Below are 14731 nucleotides of genomic sequence, written 5' to 3'. Positions count from 1 at the left end.
CTCGAGGCGCTGAAATATAAGCCTCATTCTGAGTGGTTTCATCAATGTGGCATCAAGGAACCAACAGGTCTACGGTGACCGTTGGCATGGTGCATGCTGGTAGCTAGCAGAGCTTTTCTCACGACGTTGAACTTTCAGGAGTGGCCATGGGGGCCCAAGGTTATCTACGCCGGCTCACCCGTCGGTTGACGGAGGACCCGGAGCAACGCGACGTCGAAGAACTCTCCGACGAAGTCCTCAATACCGGCGCGCAGCGAGCCATCGACTGCCAGCGTGGCCAGGAGGTCACGATGGTGGGCACGCTGCGCAGCGTCGAAACGAACGGCAAGGGATGCGCCGGTGGGGTTCGCGCCGAACTGTTCGACGGCAGCGACACCGTGACGCTGGTCTGGCTCGGACAGCGACGCATCCCCGGTATCGACTCGGGCCGCACCCTGCGAGTGCGCGGGCGCCTGGGGAAGTTGGAGAACGGGACCAAAGCCATCTACAACCCGCACTACGAAATTCAGCGGTGACCCGTTCTGACGAATTGGGACGCACCGGGTTGTCGTGAGCGATAGCCGTATCAGCGCTGAGCGCTTGCTGGCACAGTCCGGCGGCGTCAGTGGCCTCATTTATTCTTCGTTGCCCGTGGTGACGTTCGTCATCGCCTCCAGCGTCGCCGGATTGCTGACTGCGATCGTCAGTGCGCTGGGAACGGCCGCCCTGGTGTTGGTGTGGCGGCTGATTCGGCGGGAATCGCTGCAACCGGCCCTGTCCGGGTTCTTCGGGGTCGCGGTCTGCGCGTTGATCGCCTACCTGGTCGGGCAGTCGAAGGGATACTTCCTGCTCGGCATCTGGATGTCGCTCGCGTGGGCCGTCGTGTTCACGGTGTCGATCGTGATTCGCCGACCGGTGACCGGTTACCTCTGGAGCTGGGCGAGCGGGCGCGACAACAGCTGGCGGGCCGTACCGCGGGCGGTCTACGCGTTCGACGTGGCGACCCTGTGCTGGGCGCTGGTGTTTGTCGCCCGTTTCCTAGTCCAGGGCCACCTGTACGAGGCCGGCAAGACCGGCTGGTTGGGTGTGACCCGGATTGCGATGGGCTGGCCGCTGACCGCGCTGGCTGCCCTGGTGACGTACGCGGCGATCAAGGTCGTGCTGCGGGCCGTTCAGGTGGACGACCATGCGGTGGCCGGCGCACCCGAAGGGGAACCCGCCCCCTCAATCGACTAACGGGAGTCGATCGGCGTGGCGATAACTAGGCCGTCGGCAGCAGCAGCTTGCGCAGGTCCTCTTCGGCCTCGGCAACCGCGACGAAGAGCAACTCGTCGCCACCCTCCAGTGGTTCGTCGCCCTGCGGCACGATGACGCGTGGCCCCCGCAGGATGGTCACCAGCGAGACATTGCGCGGCAGTTCCAGCTTGCGCACCGGCCTGCCGCCCCAGGGCGTGTCGTCGGGCAGGGTGATCTCGACCAGGTTGGCCTGGCCCCGGCGGAATTCCATCAGTCGCACCAGGTCACCTACGGCGACGGCCTCCTCGATCAGCGAGGCCAGCATCCGTGGAGTCGACACCGCGACGTCGACGCCCCAGGCGTCGGTGAACAGCCATTCGTTGCGCGGATCGTTGACCCGGGCCACCACCCGGGGGACCGCGAATTCGGTCTTGGCCAGCAGGCTGAGCACCACGTTGACCTTGTCGTCGCCGGTCGAGGCGACCACAACGTCGAAGTCCTCGAGGTGTATCGATTCGAGCAGGCTCAGCTCGCACGCGTCGCCCAGCAGCCAGTGCGCGGCCGGGATGGCGTCAGTGTCGAGGTGGTCCGGGTTGCGTTCGATCAGCGTCACATCATGAGAATTGGAGACGAGTTCGCGGGCTACCGAGCGACCGACAGCGCCCGCCCCGGCGATAGCTACTTTCATTTGTCCAGATCCTCACTGGGCGGCAGAGCAGCGATAGCCACGGCTTCGGCGGCGCGACCGGAGATGGCGGCGACGTAGACCTGGTCGCCCGCCTGCAGGACCGTTTTGGGCTCCGGTAGGACGCCGGTTCCGAAGCGGATCAGGAACGCGACCCGCGCGCCGGTTGCTTGCTCGAGATCGGTCGCGCGCCGTCCGACCCAGTCCTCATGCAGGACCACCTGGGCGACGGCGACGGTACCGGTCGGATCTCGCCACTTGGCGGTCTCCGTCTCCTGCGTCAGCGCGTTGAGCAGACGATCGGTCGTCCACGGCACGGTGGCGATCGTCGGGATGCCGAGCCGCTCATAAACCTCGGCTCGCTTGGCGTCGTAAATACGAGCGACGACGCGGCGCACACCGAATGTTTCCCGGGCAAGACGCGCCGAGATGATATTCGAGTTGTCGCCCGAGGACACCGCGGCGAACGCGTCGGAACCCTCGATACCGGCCTTCAGCAGCACATCTCGGTCGAAACCCTGGCCCAGCACCCGGTCACCGGCGAACTCCGGACTGAGCCGGTTGAATGCGGCGCTGTCGCGGTCGATGACCGCGACGTCATGGCCGATCCGCGACAGTCCGTCCGCCACCGAGGATCCGACCCGGCCACAGCCCATCACAACCACCCGCACTTGGAGGTCCTTTCGGTTCTGTCCTGCGCGTCGCTGACAATGGGCCTACCCACGTTGGCCACCCATTTCGGTCGTGAAAATTCTTGCCTAGGGAACGCTACCGTCAAACCCACGTGGGCTTACTCTTGGCTCTCGTGTCCAAACTTTCAACCGCTGCACGCCGATTGTTTATCGGCGAGAAGATCCGCAGCGACGAACTGAGTCACACGCTGCTGCCGAAAAAGATCGCGCTGCCGGTGTTTGCCTCCGATGCGCTGTCCTCGGTGGCCTACGCCCCCGAGGAGGTCTTCCTCATGCTGTCGGTGGGTGGACTGGCTGCCTACTCGCTGTCGCCGCTCATCGGCCTGGCGGTGGCCGCGGTCATGTTGGTGGTGGTGGCCAGCTACCGGCAAAACGTGCACGCCTACCCGTCCGGTGGCGGCGACTACGAGGTGGTCACCACCAATCTGGGGCCCAACGCCGGCTTGACCGTGGCCAGTGCGCTGATGGTGGATTACGTTCTCACCGTTGCTGTTTCGACGGCGTCAGCGATTTCGAACATCGGCTCGGCCGTCCCCTTCGTGGCCGAGAACAAGGTCTGGTGCTGTGTTGCCGCGATCTTGTTCGTGACGGCGCTGAATCTGCGCGGAGTACGGGAGTCCGGTTTCGCCTTCGCCATCCCCACCTACGCCTTCATCGTCGGTATGGCCGGCATGCTCGGCTATGGGCTCTTCCGCATCTACGTGCTCGGCAACCCGCTGCGGGCCGAGTCCGCCGGTTTTCAGATGCACTCCGAGCACGGAAAAATCGTCGGTTTCGCGTTGGTGTTCTTGATGGCGCGGGCGTTCTCCTCCGGTTGCGCGGCGCTGACCGGGGTGGAGGCCATCAGCAACGGGGTGCCCGCCTTCGAGAAACCCAAGTCGAAAAACGCGGCCACCACCCTGTTGCTGCTGGGCGGCATCGCTGTCACTCTGCTGATGGGAATCATCGTGCTGGCCAGGAAGATCGGCGTGCAGCTCGTCGACGATCCCTCCCAGCAACTCGCGGGTGCCCCGTCCGGCTACTATCAGAAGACCCTGGTCACGCAGCTCGCGGAAACCGTCTTCGGCAACTTCCACATCGGGTTCGTGGTGATCACCGCGGTCACCGCGCTCATCTTGGTGCTGGCGGCCAATACCGCCTTCAATGGATTCCCGGTGCTCGGTTCCGTCCTGGCGCAGCACAGCTACCTGCCTCGCCAATTTCACACCCGCGGAGACCGGCTGGCCTTCTCCAACGGCATCGCGTTCCTGTCGTTATCGGCCTTGCTGGCGATCGTCGCCTTTCGCGCCGAGTTGAGTGCCCTGATCCAGCTGTACATCGTCGGTGTGTTTATTTCGTTCACGCTGAGTCAGATCGGCATGGTGCGGCACTGGACCCGGCTGCTGCGTACCGAAACCGAGCCTGCGGCGCGGCGACGGATGATGCGGTCGCGGATCGTCAACACCATCGGTTTCATCGCCACCGGTTCGGTGCTGCTGGTGGTCATGGTGACCAAGTTCCTGGCCGGTGCATGGATCGCCCTGGTCGCGATGGGACTGCTGTTCGGGCTGATGAAGCTGATCCGGGGCCATTACAACGGAGTCAGTCGGGAACTGGCGGAGCAAGCCGCCGAACGGGGCAACGAGATCGTTTTGCCCAGTCGCAACCATGCTCTGGTGCTGGTATCGAAGCTGCATCTGCCGACGCTGCGCGCGGTGGCCTACGCGCGCGCGACCCGGCCCGACATGCTGGAGGCCCTGACCGTGAACGTCGACGAGGCCGAAACCCGTGCGCTGCAGCATGAATGGGAAGAGAGCGATATCAGCGTTCCGCTGAAGGTGATCGCTTCCCCGTACCGTGAAATCACCGGGCCGATCCTGAAATATGTCAAACAGATCAGCAAGCCGCGAACTGTGGTGACGGTGTTCCTCCCGGAATACGTGGTGGGCCACTGGTGGGAACAGTTGCTGCACAACCAGAGTGCGCTGCGGCTCAAAGGTCGGCTGCTGTTCATGCCGGGTGTGATGGTGACCTCCGTTCCGTGGCAGCTGACGTCATCGGAGCGGATCAAAGCCTTGCAGCCGCAATCGGCTCCCGGCGACGCGCGACGGGGCATTTTCGATTGAGCCTCGAATCGGCTTGCGGGGAGCTGACATTGGTCACCGGCGCCCCCGCCAATGGCGGTAGTTGCATCGCGCACCACGACGGGCGGGTCGTTTTCGTTCGCTACGCGCTGCCCGGGGAACGGGTTCGCGTGCGGGTGACCGCTGATCGCGAATCATATTGGCACGCAGAGGTTATCGACGTGATCGAGCCGTCTGCCGACCGGGTGGAGTCGCTGTGCCGGATCGCCGGGGTGGACGGTGCCGGTTGTTGCGATCTGGCATTCGCCAGACCCGAGGCGGCCAGTTCGCTCAAGGCGCAGGTGGTGGCTAATCAGCTCGAGCGACTCGGCGGGCACGGTTGGTCCGGCGACACCGAACCAATGTCGGACGCCGGGCCGACTGGCTGGCGAACCCGGGTCCGGCTCGACGTCGGGCGCGACCGCAAGCCCGGATTCCACCGCTATCACAGCGACGAACTGGTCACCGACCTCGATTGTGGGCAGTTGCCCGCCGGCATGCTGGACGGGCTGGCCGGCTCTGATTGGCCGCCCGGCGCCCACGTGCATGTCGTCGTCGACGACGACGGCGAGCGCCACGTGGTGCGCACGGTTTCCCGGGGTCCCCAGAAAAAGGGCAGCCAGCGGTCCGGCACCGCGACGAAGGTGCTGGAGGGCAACTATCACACCGTGCAACGGGTGGGCGGGCGCAGTTGGCGGGTGCCGGTCACCGCGTTCTGGCAGTCGCACCGCGATGCCGCGCGCGTGTACAGCGAGATCGTCGCTGACTGGGCCCAACCCGCGGCGGGTATGACCGCCTGGGACCTCTATGGCGGAGCCGGCATCTTCGCCGCCGTGCTCGGTGCGGCGGTGGGGGAGTCGGGTCGGGTGGTCACCGTCGACACCGCCCGCGGGGCCACCGGGGCAGCCCGAGCCGCCCTTGCTGATCTGCCTCAGGTCGACGTCGTCACCGACTCGGTGCGCCGCGCGGTGGCCGCCCAGGACGCGCGTGCCGATGTCGCGGTGCTGGATCCGCCGCGCTCGGGCGCCGGGCGCGAGGTGATCGATCTGCTGGCGGCGGCCGACGTCCCACGCGTGGTGCACATCGGTTGCGAGGCAGCGTCTTTCGCCAGGGACATCGGCCTGTACCGGCGACACGGTTACAACGTCGAGCAGATCAGGGTGTTCGACGCTTTCCCGTTGACTCATCATGTGGAGTGCATAGCGCTGTTGAGCCGTTAGGAAGGGGCTGCCGGTCCATGGCGGACGTCATCGAAGTGCGAGGGCTGACGTTCACGTATCCCAAATCCGCCGCGCCGACGATCCAAGGGATGGACTTCAGCGTGGGCAGCGGCGAGATCTTCGGGTTTCTGGGCCCCAGCGGCGCGGGCAAGTCGACCACGCAGAAGCTGCTGATCGGATTGCTGCGGGGCCACGGCGGGCAGGCGGCGGTGTGGGGACGCGATCCGCTGGACTGGGGACCGGACTACTACGAGCGCATCGGTGTCTCGTTCGAGCTGCCCAACCACTATCAGAAGCTCACTGGACTGGAGAACCTGCACTTTTTCGCGTCCCTGTACAGCGGCGCGACAGCCGACCCGATGCAGCTGCTGACCGACCTCGGTCTGGCAGATCATGCTCACGTTCGGGTAAGCAAGTACTCCAAGGGAATGCAGATGCGGCTCACCTTCGCCCGGTCACTGCTCAACAATCCGGAGTTGCTGTTTCTCGACGAGCCCACCTCGGGTCTGGACCCGGTCAATGCCCGCACGGTCAAAAGCATGGTTCTCGATCTGAAGGCGCAGGGCCGCACCGTGTTTCTCACCACCCATGACATGGCGACCGCGGACGAGCTGTGTGACCGGGTCGCCTTCGTCGTCGACGGGCGAATTGCGGCACTGGACACCCCGGCCGAGCTGAAGATCGCCCGCAGCAAGCGGATGGTGCGGGTCGAATATCGCCGGGGCAGCGGCGGTGGCGGCGGTCTGGAATCGGCCGAATTCGCGATGGAGAACCTGGCCGACGACCCGGAGTTCCACGCGGTGCTGCGTAACCACCGGGTCGAGACCATCCACAGCAGGGAAGCCAGCCTCGACGACGTCTTCGTCGAAATCACCGGTCGGCAGCTGACATGACCCGACTCGCCAGCGTCGTGCGACTCGAACTGACGATCCAGACGCGCCAACGCTTCCTGCATGCGGCCGTCTTCTCCGGGCTGATCTGGCTCGCGGTGCTGCTCCCGATGCCGCATGGCCTGCGCGCGGCCGCCGAACCCTATGTGATGTCCGGTGATACCACGATCATCGGGTTCTTCTTCATCGCCGGTGCGGTGTTCTTCGAGGAGCAGGAACGCACGCTGGGCGCCATCATCTCCACGCCGCTGCGGTTCACTGAGTATCTTTTCGCGAAACTCGCTGTCCTGGTAGCAGTTTCGCTATCAGTGGCACTCGCGGTGGCGACCATCGCCCACGGGCTCAACTATCGACCGGCGCCGATGCTCGCCGGAGTGCTGCTGGGCACGCTGCTGATGTTGCTGGTCGGCTTCATCACCTCGCTGCCGTTCGCCTCGATCAGCGACTGGTTCCTGGCGGCGACTGTTCCGCTGGCCGTGATGAACCTGCCGATCCTTTACCTGTCCGGCGTCTGGCCGAACCCGGCGCTGTATGTGCTGCCCATGCAGGGACCGTTGCTGCTGATCGGATGTGCTTTCGGGCAGGTGGTCCTGGCGCCGTGGCAGGTTGCCTACGCCCTGCTGTATCCGCTGCTGACGATCGCTGGATTGTGCTGGGCGGCAAAGGCATTGTTCGGCCGGTACGTCGTCGCAAAGTCCGGGGGAGTGTGATGGGAACGGCGCGCACGCTGGCCGCGTTCGGCCGCAATGACCTTCGCGGCACCTACCGCGACCCGTTGATGATCGGCATCGTCGGCGCACCGGTCATCTGGACCAGCCTGGTCGCGGTGATCACCCCGCGGGTGACCTCGCTGGTCGCCCGGCGCAACGGGTTCGACCTTGTGCCGTACTACCCGCTGATCCTGACCGCGTTCCTGCTGCTGACCAGCATCATCGTGGCAGGCGCGCTCGGCGCGTTTTTGGTGCTCGATGAGGTCGACGCCGGAACGCTGACCGTACTGCGGGTCACGCCGGTGCGGGTAGCCACCTTCTTCGCCTACCGGGCTGCGACCGTACTCGTGGTGACGACGGTGTACGTGGTCAGCACACTGTCGCTCAGCGGCATCCTGGGGCAAGGCCTGCTGGTGCCGCTCATCCCGATCGGGCTGCTGGCGGGTGTGTCGGCGGTGGTGACGCTGTTGCTGATCATTACCATGGCCGGCAACAAGATTCAGGGTCTGGCAATGGTTCGCGGGCTGGGCATGCTGATCGCCGGGCTGCCGTGCCTGCCATGGTTCATCCACTCCCAATGGAACCTCGCCTTCGGAGTGCTGCCGCCTTACTGGGCCGCCAAGGCGTTCTGGGTGGCCAGCGCCCACGGTGTGTGGTGGCCGTATCTGGTCGCCGGTTTCATCTACAACGTGGCGATCGCGTGGCCCCTGTTCCGCCGCTTTGAGGCCAAGCAGCGGTGAAACGCCCGCGGGAGGTTAGACTCCGTCGCGGTGTGCCGGGAAGTCTGGTCGGCGATTTCGTCGTCGACCGATCGAGGGGCACGGATGCTTAGTAACCGAATGAGTTCGACGTCGTCACGGCTCGCATGAGCGAAACAATCCGCTACGCACTTGTCATCCTGTTCTGTAGCGCCGTTGGATTGGTTGCGGTGCTGGCGAACCGGCTCACCGAGCGGGTGAAAATCCCGGTCGCGCTGCTGGTATTGGTCGGAGCCGCTATATCAGTGCACGCCGTGCCCGCAGTGCAGCCACCGTCCGAGCGAACCGTCGAGCGGGTCCTCACCATCGCACTGGTGCTGGTGTTGTTTAACGGCGGCATGCACATAGGGCAATCACGATTTCGGGCCGCGGTCGTACCCATCCTCTCGCTCGGCGTTCTCGGCACCGCCCTGACTGCTGTCGGCGGGGCAATGTTGCTGCATTACCTGTGTGGAATCACTTGGTACGCTGCGGTTCTGGTGGCGACGGCGGTTGCTCCGACCGATCCGGCTATTGTCTTCGCGGTGCTCGGCAAGCGTGAGATCGCCGGCCGCAGCAGCACTATTTTGGAAGGCGAGTCCGGAGCCAACGACCCTGTAGGCATCGCGTTGATGAGCAGCCTGGCGGCCGCCGGCGGCCTCACCGCCGCCGGGTTCGCCAGCGTGGGAGCCCAATTCGTCCTGCAAATGGCAGTTGGGGTGGCCGTCGGATTGGTTGGCGGGCCCGCCTTGCTCGCGTTCATGCGCCGTGTCGCCCTGCCGAGCGAAGGCCTCTACCCACTCCGGACACTGGCATGCAGCTTGATGCTGTACGGCATCGCCACCCTCGCCCACGGATCTGGTTTCCTGGCGGTGTTCGTCGCCGGAATTGTGATAGGCGATGCCCGGGCGCCGTACAAGCCGGAAATCAAACGATTTCATGCAGCCCTGGCCGGATTGGCCGAAATCGTCGCCTTCGCTGTCTTGGGTCTTACAGTCAACCTCCGCGTACTGACTCACCCCGACGTGTGGATTCCTGGGATTCTTCTCGGCGCGGCCCTGACGGTGCTGATTCGACCGTTGGGCGTCGGCGCTTGCCTGGCAGGTGTGGAGCTGCGGCGAAATGAACGTGTCTTTATCCTTTTCGCCGGCTTGAAGGGTGCGGTACCGATCCTGCTCGGTGAGTTCTTACGGGTCGCCCATGTTGACGACGCGGAACGCCTATACGGCATCGTGGTGGTCGTCGTCGCATTCTCGGTCTTGGTGCAGGGCAGTTCGGTGCCCGGCGTAGCACGACTGCTGCGCCTACCAATGCGCATGGTGGAGACGCAGCCCTGGGAGATAGCTGTCCGACTCGCAGACGAACCCCAGGGTGTTCATCGCTTCAGTGTTGCCGTGGGGTCGGCGGCGGAAGGATGCACGGTGGAGGGGCTCAGTGATCGCGTCGGCGACATCTGGGTGAGCATCGTGGTCCGTACGACTGGCTTGGTACCGGTGCGGGGCGACACCCGACTCGAGGTCGGCGATGAGGTCGTTGTGCTGGCGGATCCCGAACTGCATGACACCCTCACGGAGCTGTTCGGAGCCGCGTAGCGGTCCTAGCACCATATTCCGGCCCACTGCGTAGACTGGCGGGATGCTGGAACAGATCCGCGGGCCCGCTGATCTGCAGCACCTTTCCCAACAGCAGCTACGCGAATTGGCTCAGGAGATCCGCGAGTTCCTGATCCATAAGGTTGCTGCCACGGGAGGGCACCTGGGCCCCAACCTCGGGGTCGTCGAATTGACCCTCGCGCTGCACCGAGTTTTCGACTCGCCGCACGACCCGATCATTTTCGACACGGGTCATCAGGCGTACGTGCACAAGATGCTGACTGGTCGCGCCCAGGAGTTCGTCAGCCTGCGTAAGAAGGGCGGCCTGTCCGGATATCCGTGCCGGGCGGAGAGCGAGCACGACTGGGTCGAGTCCAGCCATGCCAGCGCCGCGTTGTCCTACGCCGACGGTCTGGCCAAGGCGTTCGAGCTGACCGGGCATCGCAATCGGCACGTCGTCGCGGTCGTCGGCGACGGCGCCCTCACCGGCGGCATGTGCTGGGAGGCACTGAACAACATCGCGGGTTCCCACCGGCCGGTGATCGTCGTCGTCAACGACAACGGACGTAGCTACGCTCCGACGATCGGGGGCCTGGCCGACCGCCTGGCCACCTTGCGGCTGCAGCCGGCCTACGAACAGCTGTTGGAGCGCGGCCGCAACGCGATGCTCTCGGTTCCGATGATCGGTGACGTCGCCTACCACTTGATGCATAGCGTGAAGGCCGGAATCAAGGACTCGCTGTCGCCGCAGTTGCTGTTCACCGACCTCGGGTTGAAGTACGTCGGTCCGGTCGACGGCCACGATGAGCGAGCGGTGGAAGTCGCCCTGCGCAGTGCCCGTGGCTTCGGCGCCCCGGTGATCGTGCACGTCGTCACCAGGAAGGGAAAGGGCTATCGCCCGGCTGAAGACGACGAGGCCGAGCAGATGCATTCGACGGTTCCGATCGATCCGCACACCGGCATGGCCACCAAGGTGGCAGCGCCGGGCTGGACCGCGACGTTTGCCGACGCGCTGATCGCGGCCGGCCAGAAGCGTCGCGACATTGTGGCCATCACTGCAGCGATGCCCGGCCCCACCGGGCTGTCGGCGTTCGGCGAGAAGTTTCCGGACCGGTTGTTCGATGTCGGCATCGCAGAGCAACACGCGATGACGTCGGCGGCGGGACTCGCGATGGGCGGAATGCATCCCGTCGTGGCGATCTATTCGACCTTCCTCAACCGGGCGTTCGACCAGATCATGATGGATGTGGCGTTGCACAAGCTGCCCGTCACCATGGTGCTCGACCGGGCCGGGGTCACCGGCAGCGACGGGCCGAGCCACAACGGCATGTGGGACCTGTCGATTCTGGGCATCGTGCCAGGCATTCGGGTCGCCGCGCCCCGCGACGGGACCCGGCTGCGCGAAGAACTCGGCGAAGCACTCGACATCAACGATGGTCCGACCGCCATCCGGTTCCCCAAAGGCGATGTGGGGGAGGACATTCCAGCCCTCGAGCGGCGAGGCGGCATCGATGTGCTCGCCGTGCCTGCCGGCGGCTTGACCAACGACGTGCTGCTCGTCTCGGTTGGCGCGTTCGCGTCGATGGCCTTGGGAGTGGCCAAGCGGCTGCACAACCAGGGCATCGGTGTGACGGTGATCGATCCGCGCTGGGTGTTGCCGATACCCGACGGGGTGCGCGAAATGGCGTTGCAGCACAAGCTGTTGGTCACGTTGGAGGACAACGGAGTCAGCGGCGGCGTGGGTTGCGCGGTGTCGGCCGCGCTGCGGCGGGCCGAGGTCGATATTCCGTGCCGCGACGTGGGTTTGCCACAGAACTTTTACGAGCACGCGTCGCGGGGTGAGGTGCTCGCCGACCTGGGACTCACTGACCAGGATGTGGCCCGGCGTATCACTGGCTGGGTCGCGGCGCTGGGGACTTCCGCGGTAGAGCAGTCTGAGATCAGCGAGCGTCTGGACTGAGCCCGATGGTCGGGACCCGCTGCGCCCGGCTAACGCCGCGCTTGCGATCCCTCTAGCCTTCTTCGGTATCCGACTCGGTTTCTTGGCCGACTTGCGGGGCCTTGATCATCGCGGCGGCCAGCACCGGGACCACCAGTTCACGCTGCCACGGTCGCGCATGACCGGCGCGCAGGCACTCATCGGTCATCGCTACCGGATCGGTGATGACGCCCAAGCCTTCCCAATCCCAGCACAACCGGCGCACCAGTTCCGGTAACACCAGATTCTCGGTCGGAATCTTCACCCGCTGAGACAGCGCAGCGAGCGCCGCGCGAGCCGTCTCCAGCCGAGCGGCGGCATCGGGCTTGCGCCTGCTCCACCGGGCCGGCGGCGGTGGCCCGGTCGACGGCTCCGCCACCTGCGGAAGATCCTGGTTCTGCCGGGCGGCCTCCAAGGCCGACAGCCAGATCGAGGCACTGCGGCGCTGGTTGCGACCACCGAACACGGGCAACGCGACCAGATCATCGATCGTTTTCGGATCGGCGACCGCGGCGTCGATAATGGCCGAGTCCGGCAGGATGCGGCGCGGCGCGATGTCGCGGCGCTGGGCGATTCGGTCGCGCGTCGTCCACAATTCGCGTACCGCGGCCAGCGCTCGGCGGTCGTGAATCTTGTGGATGCCCGATGTTCGGCGCCAGCGGTCACGCCGCGTTGTGGCCGCACCCCGTTCTTCGAACGTCCGTAGGAACTCGAATTCCTCTGCCGCCCAGTCGCTTTTGCCTTGTTCGGCGAGAATATCGGAGATCGCCGCACGCAATTCGATGAGCAGTTCGACGTCGAGGGCGGCGTAGTTGAGCCAATCGGCCGGGAGTGGCCGCTTGGACCAGTCGGCTGCGCCGTGGCCTTTGGCCAGCCCCCGGCCCAGCAGCAGCTCGACCATGGTCGCCAGATTGACTCGCTCAAAGCCTGCCAGTCGTCCCGCCAACTCGGTGTCGTACAACGCCGGCGGCCGCAGGCCGACCTCGGCCAGGCAGGGCAGATCCTGGTCGGCAGAATGCAGAATCCATTCGTCTTGGCTGAGTACCTCAGCGACCGGACGCAGCACGGTCAGCGAATCACCGCCGTGGCTGACCGGGTCGATGAGCACGGTGCCTGCGCCGGACCGCCGAATCTGGATCAGGTAGGCCCGGTTGGAGTACCGGAAGCCCGACGCCCGTTCGGCGTCCACGGCGAATGGGCCACGGCCCCGGTCAAGCTGGGCGGCCGCAGCTTCGATCTGACGCACGCTGACGGAAAGGTCGGGCATCCCGTCGGACGGGTGTAGTAGTGGGGCGGCTTCAGGTTCGGCGCCGCCCGACGGATCAGTCTCCGCAGGGGCCGGGTCGGGGCACATGCTATGCGCGTGACCGCGAGCTCAGGTCTGTGATACCCGTCGGTGGCAGGCCCGCGGCGTGCTCGAGGACATCGCAGAATGCCTGGACGTGGGTGCCCACGTCGGGGGTCATGGCAGTCCAGGACGCCCGGAGTTCGAGCTGGTGGGCCCGCGGCGGGCCGGAGATGTCGCCGTAGCGCACCGACGTGGTGGCTGTCACCGTCCCACCAAGCGCGGTCATCTGCTCGGTGTGCGACTCCAGCGCCTCCGACAGCCAGCTCCAGGCCACTTCCGGCAGGAGCGGATCGATGGCCTCGTGCGAGTCCAGGTCGGCCTGGATGTAGGCGACCAGGCGGATGGTGCCGTCCCAGGCGTCGGATCCCTCTGGGTCGTACAGCAGGATCAATCTGCCGAACGCGTCGCCCTCGGATCGCTCGGGGACGATGTCGACATCCGGGTGTCTGACCTCGGCTCCCAGCGCATAACTGAACGGCGCCAAACGCTGCGGCGGCCGGATGGGGCCCAGCTCGATCTCCGGCCGGGCGGTGACAGCGTTCATCGCCGCGACCGCTTCGCGAAATGGTTCCGGTTCGACTGAAGTCACGAGAGCTGCTCCCTGCGAGCGGGTGCTCCCCCCACCCCGTCGTTCAGGCCCATGTCGTGGTCGGTGCGGGTCACAGTTTTCGACGGTAGACCTATCGTCCGACCGGCGAAAACAGGCGCGCCGAGTTACGCCTAGCTGTCCGACGTGTCAATAAAGCGTGCCGGACGCTTCTCGCGATGAGCGGCGAGTCCTTCGCGCACGTCAGGACCGCTGAATCCGATGAATTCCAGGCCCAGCGACGTCTCGAAGGCCGGCGCGAACATGCGGTACCAGTGGTTGAGGCTGTGCTTGGTCCAACGGATCGCGGTCTGGGCGCCGTTCGCGAGGTTGTCTGCCACGCGGGTTGCGGTGGCCAGTACCTCTTCATCGTCGACGCAGGTCGAGACCAGGCCGATGCGCTCGGCTTCTTCGCCGGACAACGGTTCGCAGGTCAGCAGGTAGTACTTGGCCTTGGCCATGCCGACCAGCAGGGGCCAGCAGATCGCGGCGTGGTCGCCGGCCGCCACCCCGAGCTTGGTGTGCCCATCGATGATTTTGGCCGTCCGGCCCGCCACGGAAATGTCGGCGAGCAGCGCCACAACCAGTCCCGCGCCGACGGCCGGACCCCGGATGGCCGAGACCACCGGTTTGTCGAGATTGATCAGATTGAGCACCAGATCTCGGGCCTCGCGCATGATGCGGACCCGGCTCTCGAAGTCGCCCATCGTCTCGTCGATCAGGTCAAAGCTGCCGCCCGACGAGAACGCCTTACCCTCACCGCGGACCAGCACCGCCCGCACTGCGGGGTCGCGGTCGATCACCGGCCAGATGTCGGCCAGGTCGCGGTGCATCTGCGGTCCGACCGAATTGAGCCCAGGCGCATCGAGCACCAGAGTCAGCACACCGTTATCGCCTTGTTCGCAGCGCAGGCTGGGAAAGTCGTCGTAGGTTACGGGCATCGGCGCTCCTTGAGTTGTCGCGTGGCAGCATTGAG

Annotated in this window: 14 protein-coding genes; 9 read left to right on the top strand and 5 right to left on the bottom strand. The window is 65.5% G+C overall.

The annotated features are described in order from the left end of the window. Positions 1-146: 146 nt before the first annotated feature. Positions 147-515 (top strand): OB-fold nucleic acid binding domain-containing protein, encoded by a 369-nt coding sequence (locus ACZY1I_RS18940; RefSeq protein ID WP_463755996.1) that lies wholly within the window; start codon positions 147-149, stop codon positions 513-515. Between the two features lie 34 nt (positions 516-549). Beyond that, the gene (locus ACZY1I_RS18935; protein WP_463755995.1) at positions 550-1215 is read left to right on the top strand and encodes a DUF3159 domain-containing protein; all 666 of its coding nucleotides are present in this window, start codon (positions 550-552) and stop codon (positions 1213-1215) included. A gap of 25 nt (positions 1216-1240) precedes the next feature. Here ACZY1I_RS18935 and ACZY1I_RS18930 read toward each other — a convergent pair whose 3' ends face one another. Together ACZY1I_RS18930 and ACZY1I_RS18925 are read right to left on the bottom strand one after the other, a co-directional pair. After that, complete coding sequence (locus tag ACZY1I_RS18930; protein ID WP_463755994.1) at positions 1241-1903, bottom strand: potassium channel family protein; 663 nt, start codon at positions 1901-1903, stop codon at positions 1241-1243. Continuing rightward, complete coding sequence (locus ACZY1I_RS18925; RefSeq protein ID WP_463755992.1) at positions 1900-2571, bottom strand: potassium channel family protein; 672 nt, start codon at positions 2569-2571, stop codon at positions 1900-1902. The genes ACZY1I_RS18930 and ACZY1I_RS18925 overlap by 4 nt, the downstream gene beginning before the upstream one ends. A 134-nt stretch (positions 2572-2705) precedes the next feature. On the opposite strand from ACZY1I_RS18925, the gene ACZY1I_RS18920 reads away from it, so the two are divergent. The 7 genes from ACZY1I_RS18920 to dxs all read left to right on the top strand — a co-directional run bounded on the left by ACZY1I_RS18920 (position 2706) and on the right by dxs (position 11803). Continuing rightward, positions 2706-4697, top strand: coding sequence for an APC family permease (locus ACZY1I_RS18920; protein ID WP_463755991.1), 1992 nt, complete (start codon positions 2706-2708; stop codon positions 4695-4697). Next, positions 4694-5914, top strand: coding sequence for a class I SAM-dependent RNA methyltransferase (locus tag ACZY1I_RS18915; protein ID WP_463755990.1), 1221 nt, complete (start codon positions 4694-4696; stop codon positions 5912-5914). The genes ACZY1I_RS18920 and ACZY1I_RS18915 overlap by 4 nt, the downstream gene beginning before the upstream one ends. A gap of 17 nt (positions 5915-5931) precedes the next feature. After that, positions 5932-6807, top strand: coding sequence for an ABC transporter ATP-binding protein (locus ACZY1I_RS18910; protein ID WP_463755989.1), 876 nt, complete (start codon positions 5932-5934; stop codon positions 6805-6807). Beyond that, entirely contained in the window at positions 6804-7514 is a 711-nt protein-coding gene (locus tag ACZY1I_RS18905) for a fluoroquinolone export ABC transporter permease subunit (protein WP_463755988.1), read from the top strand. Before ACZY1I_RS18910 ends, ACZY1I_RS18905 begins: the two co-directional genes overlap by 4 nt. Then, the gene (locus ACZY1I_RS18900; RefSeq protein WP_463755987.1) at positions 7514-8254 is read left to right on the top strand and encodes an ABC transporter permease; all 741 of its coding nucleotides are present in this window, start codon (positions 7514-7516) and stop codon (positions 8252-8254) included. Before ACZY1I_RS18905 ends, ACZY1I_RS18900 begins: the two co-directional genes overlap by 1 nt. 125 nt (positions 8255-8379) lie before the next feature. Continuing rightward, entirely contained in the window at positions 8380-9843 is a 1464-nt protein-coding gene (locus ACZY1I_RS18895) for a cation:proton antiporter domain-containing protein (protein WP_463755986.1), read from the top strand. Positions 9844-9886: 43 nt separating this feature from the next. Then, positions 9887-11803, top strand: coding sequence for a 1-deoxy-D-xylulose-5-phosphate synthase (gene dxs, locus ACZY1I_RS18890; protein ID WP_463755985.1), 1917 nt, complete (start codon positions 9887-9889; stop codon positions 11801-11803). Between the two features lie 52 nt (positions 11804-11855). On the opposite strand, the gene ACZY1I_RS18885 is transcribed toward dxs, so the two are convergent. The 3 genes from ACZY1I_RS18885 to ACZY1I_RS18875 form a co-directional block, all read right to left on the bottom strand. Further along, positions 11856-13175 (bottom strand): HRDC domain-containing protein, encoded by a 1320-nt coding sequence (locus ACZY1I_RS18885; protein ID WP_463755984.1) that lies wholly within the window; start codon positions 13173-13175, stop codon positions 11856-11858. Position 13176: 1 nt separating this feature from the next. Beyond that, positions 13177-13713 carry a DUF3000 domain-containing protein gene (locus ACZY1I_RS18880; protein ID WP_463756298.1) on the bottom strand — a complete coding sequence of 179 codons (537 nt, stop codon included), beginning with the start codon at positions 13711-13713 and terminating at the stop codon, positions 13177-13179. Positions 13714-13889: 176 nt separating this feature from the next. Further along, positions 13890-14696, bottom strand: coding sequence for an enoyl-CoA hydratase/isomerase family protein (locus ACZY1I_RS18875; RefSeq protein WP_463755983.1), 807 nt, complete (start codon positions 14694-14696; stop codon positions 13890-13892). Between the last annotated feature and the right edge of the window lie 35 nt (positions 14697-14731).

It is taken from the genome of Mycobacterium sp. IDUB_37, assembly GCF_055419245.1.
The sequence above is the reverse complement of the archived record's forward strand: the minus strand, read 5'-3'. Positions and strand labels throughout refer to the sequence as shown.

Excerpts from the sequence above, each read along its gene's own strand:
- ACZY1I_RS18940 (WP_463755996.1), top strand. The coding sequence starts at position 147 with ATGGGGGCCCAAGGTTATCTACGCCGGCTCACCCGTCGGTTGACGGAG.
- ACZY1I_RS18930 (WP_463755994.1), bottom strand. The coding sequence starts at position 1,903 with ATGAAAGTAGCTATCGCCGGGGCGGGCGCTGTCGGTCGCTCGGTAGCC.
- ACZY1I_RS18910 (WP_463755989.1), top strand. The coding sequence starts at position 5,932 with ATGGCGGACGTCATCGAAGTGCGAGGGCTGACGTTCACGTATCCCAAA.
- ACZY1I_RS18905 (WP_463755988.1), top strand. The coding sequence starts at position 6,804 with ATGACCCGACTCGCCAGCGTCGTGCGACTCGAACTGACGATCCAGACG.
- ACZY1I_RS18900 (WP_463755987.1), top strand. The coding sequence starts at position 7,514 with ATGGGAACGGCGCGCACGCTGGCCGCGTTCGGCCGCAATGACCTTCGC.
- ACZY1I_RS18895 (WP_463755986.1), top strand. The coding sequence starts at position 8,380 with ATGAGCGAAACAATCCGCTACGCACTTGTCATCCTGTTCTGTAGCGCC.
- dxs (WP_463755985.1), top strand. The coding sequence starts at position 9,887 with ATGCTGGAACAGATCCGCGGGCCCGCTGATCTGCAGCACCTTTCCCAA.
- ACZY1I_RS18885 (WP_463755984.1), bottom strand. The coding sequence starts at position 13,175 with ATGTGCCCCGACCCGGCCCCTGCGGAGACTGATCCGTCGGGCGGCGCC.
- ACZY1I_RS18880 (WP_463756298.1), bottom strand. The coding sequence starts at position 13,713 with ATGAACGCTGTCACCGCCCGGCCGGAGATCGAGCTGGGCCCCATCCGG.
- ACZY1I_RS18875 (WP_463755983.1), bottom strand. The coding sequence starts at position 14,696 with ATGCCCGTAACCTACGACGACTTTCCCAGCCTGCGCTGCGAACAAGGC.